The 12,824-nt window shown below is 68.0% G+C and carries 11 protein-coding genes and 1 pseudogene; 10 read left to right on the forward strand and 2 right to left on the reverse strand.

Annotated features, from left to right (window positions below; translation table 11 throughout):
- Window positions 1-87 precede the first annotated feature (87 nt).
- Window positions 88-597: pseudogene (locus BUE16_RS17580) on the reverse strand (DUF7311 family protein); the annotation flags it as partial.
- Window positions 504-1,067 carry a DUF7310 family coiled-coil domain-containing protein gene (locus BUE16_RS13410; RefSeq protein ID WP_073310584.1) on the reverse strand — a complete coding sequence of 188 codons (564 nt, stop codon included), beginning with the start codon at window positions 1,065-1,067 and terminating at the stop codon, window positions 504-506. The pseudogene BUE16_RS17580 and the gene BUE16_RS13410, both read right to left, overlap by 94 nt.
- A gap of 161 nt (window positions 1,068-1,228) precedes the next feature.
- On the opposite strand from BUE16_RS13410, the gene BUE16_RS13415 reads away from it, so the two are divergent.
- The 10 genes from BUE16_RS13415 to BUE16_RS13460 all read left to right on the forward strand — a co-directional run bounded on the left by BUE16_RS13415 (window position 1,229) and on the right by BUE16_RS13460 (window position 12,446).
- Window positions 1,229-2,317: a tubulin/FtsZ family protein gene (locus tag BUE16_RS13415; RefSeq protein ID WP_073310586.1), complete on the forward strand. Its 1,089-nt coding sequence runs from the start codon at window positions 1,229-1,231 to the stop codon at window positions 2,315-2,317.
- Window positions 2,318-2,386: 69 nt separating this feature from the next.
- The gene (locus BUE16_RS13420) at window positions 2,387-3,262 is read left to right on the forward strand and encodes a COX15/CtaA family protein (RefSeq protein WP_079991656.1); all 876 of its coding nucleotides are present in this window, start codon (window positions 2,387-2,389) and stop codon (window positions 3,260-3,262) included.
- Window positions 3,263-3,355: 93 nt separating this feature from the next.
- Window positions 3,356-4,159 (forward strand): basic amino acid ABC transporter substrate-binding protein, encoded by an 804-nt coding sequence (locus BUE16_RS13425; RefSeq protein WP_073310590.1) that lies wholly within the window; start codon window positions 3,356-3,358, stop codon window positions 4,157-4,159.
- A 10-nt stretch (window positions 4,160-4,169) separates the two neighbouring features.
- Window positions 4,170-5,036: an amino acid ABC transporter permease gene (locus BUE16_RS13430; RefSeq protein ID WP_073310592.1), complete on the forward strand. Its 867-nt coding sequence runs from the start codon at window positions 4,170-4,172 to the stop codon at window positions 5,034-5,036.
- Window positions 5,033-5,773, forward strand: a complete 741-nt coding sequence (locus BUE16_RS13435; RefSeq protein ID WP_073310594.1) for an amino acid ABC transporter ATP-binding protein — start codon at window positions 5,033-5,035, stop codon at window positions 5,771-5,773. The genes BUE16_RS13430 and BUE16_RS13435 overlap by 4 nt, the downstream gene beginning before the upstream one ends.
- A 172-nt stretch (window positions 5,774-5,945) precedes the next feature.
- Window positions 5,946-7,595, forward strand: coding sequence for an ABC transporter substrate-binding protein (locus BUE16_RS13440; RefSeq protein WP_073310596.1), 1,650 nt, complete (start codon window positions 5,946-5,948; stop codon window positions 7,593-7,595).
- 6 nt (window positions 7,596-7,601) lie between these two features.
- The gene (locus tag BUE16_RS13445; protein ID WP_073310598.1) at window positions 7,602-8,594 is read left to right on the forward strand and encodes an ABC transporter permease; all 993 of its coding nucleotides are present in this window, start codon (window positions 7,602-7,604) and stop codon (window positions 8,592-8,594) included.
- A complete protein-coding gene (locus BUE16_RS13450; RefSeq protein WP_073310600.1) occupies window positions 8,591-9,664 on the forward strand; it encodes an ABC transporter permease in 1,074 nt (357 codons plus the stop codon). The genes BUE16_RS13445 and BUE16_RS13450 overlap by 4 nt, the downstream gene beginning before the upstream one ends.
- Complete coding sequence (locus BUE16_RS13455) at window positions 9,665-10,927, forward strand: ABC transporter ATP-binding protein (RefSeq protein WP_079991657.1); 1,263 nt, start codon at window positions 9,665-9,667, stop codon at window positions 10,925-10,927.
- Window positions 10,920-12,446: an ABC transporter ATP-binding protein gene (locus BUE16_RS13460; protein ID WP_073310603.1), complete on the forward strand. Its 1,527-nt coding sequence runs from the start codon at window positions 10,920-10,922 to the stop codon at window positions 12,444-12,446. The genes BUE16_RS13455 and BUE16_RS13460 overlap by 8 nt, the downstream gene beginning before the upstream one ends.
- Window positions 12,447-12,824 lie beyond the last annotated feature (378 nt).

Genomic DNA, 12,824 nt, shown 5'->3' on the forward strand with positions numbered 1-12,824 from the left:
ACCTGCGTGCGCTGTGGAGGCACCGACCGATCGGACCCGGATCCGTCGCTTCAGGTGACTCTCCTCGCTGGACGCCCCCCGACTCGGGGCAACGGGGACCAGCGCCAGGCGGACGGTCCCGCGACCGGAGAACTCGATCCCGGCGGCCGGCAGGTCGTACGGTGCGGCGAGCGGCGTCCGCTCGGGGGCTGCGTCCCCGATGGCCCGAACGAACACCGCACCGGTTGCGCCGTCGCCCGGACACAACGCGAGGAACCGAACGCGTGCGGCGGCCAGCGAACGCCGAGGCACCGCCATCGAGACGATGCGGCGGGCGGTCGGGCGGTCGTCCGCCGCTGCGGTCTCGCCGGGCTCGGACGCGAGCGTCGCCAGGGCCGCGCGGTCGATCCGATCCGGGACCCGATCGAGGGCCGCGGCCGTCCGCTCGACCCGCGCGGTCTCGACGGCCGGCAGCGACGCGGCGAACAGCGCCGACGCGACCGCGACCGCGACGACGACGCGGATCACAGCGCGTCTCGCAACCGCGCGACGAGCGGCGCGCCCGAGCCGCCGTCGTCGTCGGCTTCCGCGCCGGCGGCTTCCTCCGCGTCTCCGCACGCGTCCGCGTCCCGTGACGCATCGAACTCCAAGACCGGCGGGTCGTCGCGCGCGCGCTCGACCGCGGCGGCTGAGGGTACGTTCGCGCCGGCCGCAGCGTCGTCGGGGGAGGCCGGTGGCGCCCCCCGTCGTCGCTCGACCGCCGCCAGCGCTCGGTCCGCGCGCCGCTCGACGCGCTCGTTCACCGAGCGTATCGACCCGACGTACCCGCGGATCGCCTGCGTCGCCGACTCGAGTTCGGCGACGCGCTCGTCGAGGTCGTCCAAGCGCGCCGACACGCGCCGACGCTCTGCGATCGCCTCCGTGGCCTCCTCCGCGGTGTCCGCGAGGGCCGTCTGGTCCGCGGTCCCCTCGTCCGAAACCGCCCGCTCGACGGCGTCGAGCCTGCGTCTGAGGTCGTCGACAGTCGTCATCCGAGCGGTTCCGTCGCCGGGCGGCGCGTCTCGTCCGTCGGGGCGGTCGTGAGACATGCGATCGGTGGTCGCGTCTTCGTATTTGAATCTCGGGCGTCGGCCGCGACGATCGGGCGACGATCTCCGGCGGTCGCCGCGAGTGGCGTTGAGGCGACGGTTCCGACCGTCGGGCGGACCGTGGGAAGATTCAAGCGCCGGGCTGTGCGACGTACTCGCGTATGAAGACGGTCCTCATCGGCGTCGGCCAGGCTGGCGGTAAGGTCACCTCCTCGCTGGTCGAGTTCGACCACGACATGGGGTTCAATTCGGTCCGGGGTGCGCTCGCGGTCAACAGCGCGACTGCGGACCTCCAGTCGCTTCCGATCGACACGGTCCTCGTGGGCCAAGACCGGGTGAAAGGCCACGGGGTCGGCGGCGACAACGAACTCGGCGCGGAGGTGATGCAGTCGGACGCCGGCGAGGTGATGGCCGCGCTGGACGGAAGGATCACGGCCGAGGCGGAGGCGATCGTCGTCGTCGCGGGGCTGGGCGGCGGCACCGGCTCCGGCGGCGCCCCCGTGCTCGCGAAGGAACTGAAGCAGGTGTACGATGTCCCGGTGTATGCGATCGGGATCCTCCCCGGTCGGGGGGAGGGCGCGATGTACCAGGTGAACGCCGGCCGGTCGCTGAAGACGCTCGCGCGGGAGGCCGACGCGACGATCCTCATCGACAACGACGCGTGGCACTCCTCGGGCGAGAGCCTCGAGGAGGGATTCGAGAGCATCAACAAGTCCATCGCCCGTCGGGTCGGGCTGCTGTTCGCCTCCGGCGAGAACGTCGAGGGCGTCGGTGAGTCCGTCGTCGACAGCAGCGAGGTGATCAACACGCTCCGCTCGGGCGGCATCGCCGCGCTCGGCTACGCGAGCGCCGAGGCCGACGACGACCCGGACACGAACGTCAACGTGGTCACGAGCATCACGCGGAACGCGCTGTTCACGGGCACGAGCCTCCCGAACGCGTCGACTGCTGACGCCGCGCTGCTCGTCGTCGCCGGGAAGCCCGACCGCATCTCGCGCAAGGGCGTCGAGCGCGCCCGCAAGTGGCTCGAAGAGGAGACCGGCTCGATGCAGGTCCGCGGCGGCGACTTCCCGCTGGAGTCCGAACGGCTCGCTTCGCTGGTGCTGCTCGGCGGCGTCGAGCGGTCCGCGCGCCTGAAGGAGTTCATGGAGCAGGCCAAAGCGGCGCGCGAGGAGGCACAGCGACAGGAGGCGAAGCGCGACGACGAGGAGAAGCTGTTCCAAAACGACGATCTCGACGGCCTGATCTGAGCCGGCCGACGGCTGGTCTCGGCGCGCCGACCGCGTTTTCTAAGTAGCCGCAACCCCGATCCTCGGTCAATGCCACGCGGACCCGAATGGCTCTCGTTCCGTCGGTACGCGGCGTTCACCACTGGGATGGCGCTGACGCTCATCTCGCTGGGGATCTATACCGCGGCAACCGGCTCTGGACTGGCGTGCGCCCAACAGTGGCCGCTGTGCGACGGCGGCGTCCTGCCGCAGTCGATCCCCTCGTTCGTCGAGTGGTTCCACCGGCTGTGGGCGATGATCACCGGGTTCTTCATCCTCGGCGGTGCGGTGTGGGCGTGGCTCGCCCGCGACCGCCTGTCGAGGCGGGCCCGACACGCGGTGACGCTGGCGACGGTGCTCACGCCGTTGCAGGCCGTCTTCGGCGCGATCACGGTGACGCTCAACGGCGCGATCCCCGGCGGCTACTCCGCCCCGGTCCACGCGGCGCACTTCCTCACGGGGTTCTCCATATTTGCGCTGCTGTCGTACACGACGCTGCTGGCGTACGAGGGGCAGTTCTCGCGGGACACCCTCGGGCGAAGTCGCCTCGCCGTCGGCGTCGGATCGGTCGGATTGCTTCTCGCGTGGGTGTTCTCCCGGATCGATCCGGTCTCGTCGTACGCGCCCGTCGAGCAGGCGGCCTTCTTCGCTGTCTCGCTCGTTGCGTTCGCTGCCCTTGTGGCGGCGACGCGGTGGCTGGGCGCACTGGGCGAACTGGTTCCGCGGGCGGCGACCGGCGCGGCCGCGGTGCTGCTGTTCGTCGGGATGGTCCTCGGTCGGGACATCATTCTCTACACCACGGGCGTCAGATTCGTCAACTGGCTGGCGTTCGCGCTCGCCGTGGCGCTGACGGTGGGGGCCGCGTGGACGCTTCGCGGCGTCGAGTCCGATGTCGCCGAGTCGGCCTACGGGTCGACCGACGACTGAGCGGCGGGCTGGCCTCGCCCGCGCAGGCAATTCTTTCACAGTCGGGTCCCACCGAAGATGACTAATAGCAACGCAGGTGTAGACACCCACGCTATGGACAGACGCACCTACCTCAAGTCCGCCGGCGCGGCCGGCGCGGCGCTTTCGGTCACCGGTTGCCTCGGCGGCGGCGGCGGGAGCGAGACGATCACGATCGGATCTGACATCCCCTACCCGCCGTTCGAGATGATGGAAAACGGCGAGGTCACCGGGTTCGACCCGGCGATCGCGCAGGCCGTCTTCACCGACGAACTCGGCTACGAACACTCGTTCAAGGACACCTCCTTCGACGGCATCATCCAGGCGCTGAACAACGGCAACTTCCGGGTGATCATGTCCGCGATGACGATCACCGAAGAGCGCGCCCAGGAAGTCGACTTCTCGGATCCGTACTTCACCGCTTACCAGACGATCGCGACGCTCGAGAACTCCGACATCACCTCGAAGGCGGACCTCGCGGGGAAGACCGTCGGCGTCCAGAAGGGGACGACCGGCGCGGGCGCCGCCGAGCAGCTCAAGTCCGAGCTGAACGGCGACCTCACGATCAAGCGCTACGACACCATCGCGTCGGCGTTCAACGCCCTGTTGAACAACCAGGTCGCCGCCGTGATCAACGACAACACCGTCAGCGCCGAGTACGTCAGCAAGAACGACGAGGACCTCCGGTTCGTCGAGGGCGAGGGCGCGGCTGCCGAACAGGGCCGTGAGGCACCGCCGTACCTCACCCTCACCGTCGAGGACTACGGGATCGCGTTCCGCAAGGGGGACGAGCTCGTCTCCGAGGTGAACGACGCGCTGGCGACGATCAAGGAGAACGGCACGTACGACGACATCTACTCGGAGTACTTCGCCGGCTGAACCCAGTTCCATGGGTACCAGCCACTCGTCCCACGACGCCGAGGCGTCCGGATCGACACAGATCGCTTCCGACGAGACGCTTCGCCGGCTCAGTATGGCCGTCGCCGGAGCGTTCACGCTGCTCGTGCTCGCGTTCCTCGCGATCCTCTTTTTGGGCGCGTACATCCCCGTCGAGTCGTTCGGCGAGGGGTTCGTCGACTACTCGCTGCTCGTTCAGATCCTCACGCCGCCGTCGGGGTACTACACCGCGTTTCTCAACGTCATCGGCGTCGTCGTGGTCTCGGCGATCACCTCGGTGATCGCAGGGATCTTCGTCGGGCTCGGCCGCGTCTCGAAGACGCCGTTCACCGCCCGGATCAGCCGCGCGTACGTGGAGTTCTTCCGCGGGACGCCGTTGTTGTTCCAGCTCATCGCCGTGTACTACGGCATCCCGGCGCTGTTCGGCACGGGTAACTTCCCGATCCAGAACTTCGGATGGCCGGCGGCCGTCATCGGGCTCACGCTGAACCACGCCGCCTACACGGGCGAGGCGGTCCGCGGCGGGATCGAGTCGATCCCGGAGGGGCAAATGGAGGCCGCACGGACGCTCGGGATGGGCTACGTGCAGTCGATGCGGGAGGTGATCCTCCCGCAGGCGTGGCGCAACGCCGTCCCCGCCGTCGGCAACGACATGATCATCCTGGTGAAGGACACGTCGCTACTCACGGTCATCGCGTTCCCCGAACTCATCAGCCAGTGGCAGTACACCTACTCCAACACGTTCGATGCGTGGACGCCGCTGGTCGTCGTGGGCGCGCTGTACCTGCTCATCACGGTGCCGCTGTCGTCGATCGTTCAGCGCGCCGGCAGCGTCGTCGAGACGGGTGATCGGCGATGAGCGATCGGCCCCACCTGCTGGAGTTCGAACGGGTGAACAAGTACTTCGGCGAGACGCACGTGCTGAAGGACATCGACCTCGAGGTCGACGAACGGGAGGTCGCCGTCGTCATCGGCCCCTCCGGCTCTGGGAAGTCGACGCTCCTGCGGTGTACGAACCGGCTGGAGGAGATCCAGTCGGGGGAGATCCGATTGGACGGCACACCGATCACCGCTCCGGACGCGGATGTCGACCGACTCCGCCAGCGCATCGGGATGGTGTTCCAATCGTTCAACCTCTTCCCGCACAAGACCGCCCTCGGGAACGTCTCGCTCGCGCCGATCGAAGTGAAGGGCATCCCCGAATCAAAAGCGCGCGAGCGCGCCCGTACCCTCCTTGAGCGCGTCGGGCTCGGCGATCAGACCGACTCGTACCCGAGCGAGCTGTCGGGGGGACAACAGCAACGGGTCGCCATCGCCCGCGCACTGGCGATGGATCCGGAAGTCATGCTGTTCGACGAGGTGACCAGCGCGCTCGACCCCGAACTGGTCGGGGAAGTGCTGGAGGTAATGCACGACCTCGCCGACGAGGGGATGACGATGATGGTCGTCACCCACGAGATGGGCTTCGCCCGCGAGGTTGCCGACACGATCACGCTGATGGCCGACGGCGAGCTCGTCGAGCGGACGCCCCCCGAGCAGTTCTTCGACCAGCCGACGACCGACCGCGGACAGCAGTTCCTCTCAAAACTGCTGTAACCCCGTTACATCCCCCGGTCTGGTGGAACGCGGATCCGGCTGACGAGTGGCACGCCGCCGGACCGATGACGGGCCACGAATCCGGGACGCCGACCGCGTTCGGTGTGGGGAATCTGCGGGTATGTGATACCGTACCCCAGCATATAAGAGGTCGTCTCACATCCTTCCGGGCATGGCTGAGAAAGACACGAGTAGACGGCGGTTCCTCCAGGCAGCGGGTTCGGCGACTGCGGCGGTCGCTCTCGCCGGCTGTTCGGGTACCGGCGGCGAGTCGTCGCCGACCGAGGAACCGACGGATACGAGCGGGGATTCGATGCAGACGACTGAGCCCCAGCAGACGATCGAGCGGCCGGAGCCCTCGACGCGCGACGGGTACCTCCAGCGGGCCAACCGCCACTGCCACGACCAGGCGCCGTGGGTGTTCCTCCACCGCCAGTACTCCGTGTACGGCGTCTCCGACGACATCAACTGGCAGCCGCGCCGTGACGAGCGCGTCGACGCGTACGCCATCGAGCCGGCGACTGACTCCGGCGACAGCGCGGTGATGACGCAGTCGCAAATGGACTCGGGGCTCGACCCGCAGGACCACCGCGAGACGCCGACGGACAACATCGTCCTCCAAGCGTACGAGGGGCTGCTCGAGCGCGACCGCCAGGGGGCGATCATCGAGGTGCTGGCGACCGACTACCGGCGCCTCGACGAGACGACAGTACAGTTCACCGTCCGCGACAACGTCTCGTTCCACTCGGGTGACTCCCTGACGCCCGAAGACGTGGCCTACTCGATCAACCGGATCGTGAAGGAGTCCGTGGGCATCGCCTCGCCGCAGTCCGACCAGCTTGTCGGCGTCGCCGGCGCGGAAGTGGCATCGTCCGACGACCGGACGGTGAACGTGAACCTCACCGGGCTCAACCCCATCGTGTTCCAGTCGTTCGCCACCTACTGCGACATCATGAACAAGTCGTGGGTGACGAGCCACGACAACGCGTACATCAACCAGAACATGGAGGGGACCGGCCCGTTCAAGCTGGCGAACTACGAGCAGGGCGTCGCCGTCGAGTTCACCCGCAACGACAACTACTGGCAGGAGGCGGCGGCCCTCTCGGGGTTCACGATCAACGCCGCGAGCGAGTCGTCGACGCGCGTGAACCGACTGCTCGCCGGCGAGTCCGACATCATCGTCAACGTCCCCCCGCAGGAGGTCTCGCGAGTCAACAACAACGACGGCACGTCCGTCTCCGCCGTTCCGTCCACGCGCGTCATCTTCAACGCGATGCGGTACGACGTCGAACCGTTCGTCTCCCCGCTGTTCCGGCAGGCGGTCAACTACGCCGTCGACCTCGAGTCGATCGTGCAGAACGTCCTCCAGACGTTCGGCGACCCGACCGGGCAGCCGACGCTGGAAGGCTTCTTCGGGTACAACCCCGACCTCGACCCGTACCCGCGCGACCTCGACCGCGCCGAGCAGCTGGTCGAGGAGTCCGGCTACGCCGGCGCCGAGATCGAGCTGATTACGCCGATCGGACGCTACCTGAAGGACGTCGAGATCGCTCAAGCGGTCGCCGCCCAGGTCGACGAGCTCCCGAACGTCACCGCGAGGGCGCGCCAGGTCGAGTTCTCGACGCTCGTCAGCCAGGTGACGACGGGCAAGATAGAGGACAAGCCCCACTGGTACCTGCTCGGGTGGGGGAACGCGACGTTCGACGCGGTCCAGACGATCCAGCCGCTCCTCGCGAGCGACGGGGCGCTCACGTCGTACAAGAACGACGAGCTCGACCGCCTGCTCGACGAAGCGCAGAGTCTCCCAAGCGAGAGCAACTAGGCCGTCATGGGTTACGGTCGATTTCTTCTCAAACGCGGTGTACAGGGAGTGGGAGTCGTCTGGGGAGTCGTGACCGTCGTGTTCCTCCTGCGATTCATCACGCCGGGGTCGCCGATCGACACCGTGGCGCCGCTCGACGCGAGTCAGGAGACGCGACGACAGATCGCGAGAGAGCTGGGACTAAACCAGCCGCTGTACGTCCAGTATTTGGACTACATCTGGGAACTCCTCCATGGCAACATGGGGTACTCGTACATTTCGAGCATCCCCGCGTCGGTACAGGTGTTCCAGAAGCTGCCGGCGACGCTGGAGTTGGCGGTCGCCGCGAGCGTCGTCGCGATCGTCCTCTCGATCCCGCTGGGGGTCGTCTCGGCCACGCGCCGTCACCAGCCGGCGGACTACGCGGCAACGTCGTTCTCGCTGTTGGGCATCTCGACGCCGAACTTCTGGCTGGGGATCATGCTCGTGCTCATGTTCGCGGTCGAACTGAACGTCTTCCCGACCAGCGGGCGCGCCTACGGGTTCATGCAGTCGCTGGCGGCGATCACCGGCCCGAGGCCGTTCTTCACAGTTGTGACCGCGTGGGTCGCGTCGCTGTTCCTGCCGGCGATCACGCTGGGGACGTACTTCACGGCGCTCATCACCCGGCTCGTTCGCTCGGGGATGCTCGACGAGCTATCGTCGGGGTACGTACGCGCGACGCGAGCGAAGGGGCTACCCGAGACGCTGGTCCGCTACAAACACGTGCTTCGAAACACGCTCGTCCCGGTCGTGACCGTCCTCGGCCTCCAGTTGGGGACGCTCATTGGGGGCGCGGTCATCACGGAGGCCGTCTTCGCGTGGCCCGGACTCGGCAGTGAGATCATCCGCGCAATCAACGCCCGTGACTGGCCGATCCTCCAAGGGAGCCTCATCGTCATCGGGACGGGGTTCGTCCTGCTCAACATCGTGGTCGACGCGCTGTACGCGTACCTCGACCCGCGGGTGGTGGCCGAATGAAGATCGGACCGCTCTCGATCTCGCCGCGCACGATCCGGAACCTCCGCAAGGAGTTCCGGTCGTCGGGACTCGCGCGGATCGGCGTGGTGCTCATCGCCCTGGTGGTGCTCGCGGCGGTGTTCGCGCCGCTGATCGCCCCGCACAACCCGCGAACGCAGAATCTCGATCGCGCGCAGTTGCCTCCGCTGGGATTCACCGACACCGAGCAACAGACCCAAACCAAGATCGTGGACGGGAGCGTGCAGACCGTGACGCGAAACGTCACCGTGAACGCGACGGCGACGTACCCGCTCGGGACGAACGCCCTGGGGCAGGACATGCTGTCTCGGGTTATCTACGGCGCGCGGACATCACTGCTGGTCGGATTGCTCGGGACGGTTCTGGCGGCGCTGCTCGGCGTCACCGTCGGGCTGACGGCGGGATACTACCGCGGTCGGATCGACGACGCGCTGATGCGAACGGCCGACGTGTCGCTGGCGTTCCCGTCGCTCGTGCTCGCCATCGCGCTGATCGGGCTGTTCAGTCGCTTCCAGGCGGACGTGGCCTACCGGGTGAGCGACCCGCTCGTCACCTCGGGGCTCGCGGGGTGGTTCCGCGACATGGTCGGCTTGCCGACGCCGATGCCGGAGACGTTCGTCATCCCGACGGTCGTGGTCCTCGTCGTCGGGTTCGTGAACTGGGTGTGGTTCGCTCGCATCGCGCGCGGCGAGGCGCTCTCTATCCGCGAGGAGGAGTACGTGAAGGCCGCCCGCGCGCTGGGCGGCAGCGACGTGCGGATCGTCTTCCGGCACGTCCTGCCGAACGCCATCACGCCGATCCTCGTGCTGGCGACCATCCAGGTCGCTGCGATCATCCTGTTGGAATCGTCGCTGTCGTTCCTCGGCTTCTCCGGGACGACGCTCTCGTGGGGCTTCGACATTGCGCAAGGACGTGGCTACCTCTCGTCGTCGTGGTGGATCGCAACGATGCCCGGGATCGCGATCGTGCTCTCGGTCATCGGCATCAACCTCGTGGGCGACTGGCTCCGCGACGCGCTCGATCCGGGTATCGAGGGCGAGGGGGGGATGTAGATGAGCGAACCCGCTCCCGCCACAGCGCGCGCCGGCGCCGCCGACGGGCACGGTGCCCCGGAGGGGAACCCGGACGACGTGCTTCGCGTCCGGAACCTCTCGACGCGCTTTTTCACCGAGGAGGGGCAGATCAACGCCGTCGAGTCGGTCGACTTCACCGTCCGCGACGGCGAGGTGTTCGGCATCGTTGGCGAATCCGGTTCCGGGAAGTCGGTGGCTGCGCTGTCGCTCATCGATCTGGTCGACTCGCCGGGCCGGATCACCTCCGGCGAGGTGTGGTACCGCGACGCCGACCTCGCCGACGAGTTCCGCGACGACCTGCCCGAGGCCGTCGACGGCGACTTCGTCGACACCCGACGGCTCCCCGAGGGCGTCCGGCGCGCGCTGCGCGGGCCGGCGTTCTCGATGGTGTTCCAGGACCCGATGTCCTCGCTGAACCCCTCGATCACCGTCGGCGAGCAGATCGCCGAGGCCGTCGAAGTCCAACGGCGCGCGCGCGCGAACCCGCGCAGCACCCGCTCGCGCACCCAGGAGTACGGGATGGGTCGACTCATCGTCGACACCCTGCTTCCCAACCGCGGGTACACCTCCGAGTCGAGCATGAACCGCGCGATCGAACTGCTCGAACAGGTCGGCATCCCCGACCCCGCCGAGCGCGCCCACGAGTACCCGCACCAGTTCTCCGGCGGGATGCTCCAGCGCGCCATGATCGCGCAGGCGCTGGCCGGCGAGCCGGACGTGCTGATCGCCGACGAGCCGACGACCGCGCTCGACGTGACGATCCAAGCGCAGATTTTGAACCTCCTGCGCGACCTGCAAGAGGAGCAGGACACCTCCGTCGTGATGATCACCCACGACTTGGGCGTCATCGCCCGGATGTGCAACCGCGTCGGCGTCATGTACGCGGGACAAGTCGTCGAGCGCGGTACGCTCGCGGACGTGTTCGAGTCGCCCGTTCACCCCTACACGGAGGGACTCATCGGCTCGATTCCGGACCTCGACGATCCGGATCCCCGACTCCAGCCGATCGGGGGGAACGTCCCCTCGCTGCTGGACGAGGAGATGGGCGGCCGCTGCTTTTTCGCCGACCGCTGTCCGAAGGCGATGTCCGACTGCCTGCAGGACATCCCGGAGTACGCCGCAGACGAGGGATGCGACGACCACGCCGTCAGGTGCGTACTCGCTGAACGCGAGTACAGCGAGGCGGACGCGCTCCCGGCGGACTACTTCGACCGCAACAAGGAGGTGCGGGGCGATGAGTGAGCCCGCGTCCGCCGACGGCGACGACCGCGCCCGCGACGCGTCCGCCGACGCTGCCACCGCCGAATCGGGCGGAGACGAGCCGCTGCTCGAGGTTCGCGGCCTGCGGAAGTACTACTACGAGAACGACTCGCTGTTCGACCGGCTGCTCGGTCGCGAGCCGACCAGCGTGAAGGCCGTCGACGGGGTCGATCTCGAAGTGTACCCCGGAGAGACCCTCGGCGTCGTGGGCGAGTCCGGCTGCGGAAAGTCCACGACCGGCGAGACGCTCCTCCGGCTGCGCGAGGCGACCGACGGCACCGTCCGCTTCGACGGCGAGGACGTCATGGAGCTATCCGACGACGAACTGACGCGCTTCCGCAAGCGCGCGGGCATCGTCTTTCAGGATCCGTTCTCCAGCCTCGACCCGCGCATGACCGTCGGCGACATCGTGAGCGAGGGGCTGAAGATCCACAACCTGCCCGAGGAGTCGCCCGCTGACGGCCGCTCCAAGCGCGAGTGGCGGCGCGACCGGGCGAGAGAACTGCTCGAACGCGTCGGGCTCTCGGCCGACCAGATCGACCGCTACCCCCACGAGTTCTCGGGGGGCCAGCGACAGCGCGTCGGCATCGCCCGGGCGCTCGCGCTCGACCCCGAGTTCATCGTCCTCGACGAACCGGTCTCGGCGCTGGACGTGAGCGTCCAGGCACAGATCCTGAACCTGCTTGAGGACCTCCAAGGGGAGTTCGGGCTGACGTACCTGTTCATCGCCCACGATCTCTCGGTCGTGCGTCACATCTGCGACCGCGTCGCCGTAATGTACCTCGGCGAGGTGGTCGAGACCGGCCCGACCGACGACATCTTCGAGTCGCCGAAACACCCCTACACCGAGGCGCTGCTGGAGTCGGTCCCGCGCGCGTCCGTGGAGGAGCAGGGTCGGCGAGTCGACGCGCTCTCGGGCGACGTGCCCTCACCGCGTAACCCGCCGTCGGGCTGTCACTTCCGAACGCGGTGTCCAAAGGTGATCCAGCCGGCGACCGTCGACATCCCGCAAGAGCAGTACCGCGGCGTGATGAACCTCCGCGACCGTCTCGAACGCCAGGGGTTCACCGCCGAGTCCGTCTGGGAGACGCTCGAAAGCGAGCGCGACACCGTCGCGTTCAAAGAGGCGCTGCGCGAGGAGTTCGACCTCGCCGGCCTGTCGGGCGCGACGATGGACACCGTCGAGGACGCTCTCGAGATCCTTGCGAACGGTCGCGAAGAGGAGGCCGCGGACCGACTGCGGGACGCGTTCGCCTCCCCGTGCGAGGAGGAGGAGCCGGTCCTGACCGGCGGCGAACACGCCGCCGCCTGTCACCTCTTCGCCGACGAGGAGTACGACCGCGACCTCGACCCCGACGAGGTCGGGAACGCGATGGGCGGAGTCGCCGGGGTCGAGATGGCCGGCGAACCGTCGCCGGACGGTGACACGGCCGCCGCGGGCGACTCGGCCGACGCGACTGATTCAGCGGAGTCCGACGATGCGGACGGCGGCGCGCGGTAGTAGCCGCCTCGCTGTCCGCGCCGCCCGCGCCGCCCGTGTCGGCGGCGCCAGCAGCGTTAGGGGCGTCGTCTGCCGGTGGCCGCGGATGGTGTGCGTCTCCGAACAAGAGCGTGGAGACGCGGTCTCGCTCCGGTCGACCGCAGACCGGCACTCACGCGTGGTTATCAACAGAGTACTGCGGTCGATTCCCGACGCGACGGCGCCAGTACCTCGACGCCGGACTGCAGTCGGCGCCGATCCACCTGGATCGACGCCGATTCGATCGGACGATCGCCGCGCGCACTCCTGTTCAAATAAACCGGCTTAGAAGGTTCTATAAACTGTTTTGAGCGATTTAAACTATTTGTAAAACGTCCGAGGTCTCTGATCGGCGACGGT

It is taken from the genome of Halobaculum gomorrense, from assembly GCF_900129775.1.
Lineage (GTDB): Archaea > Halobacteriota > Halobacteria > Halobacteriales > Haloferacaceae > Halobaculum > Halobaculum gomorrense.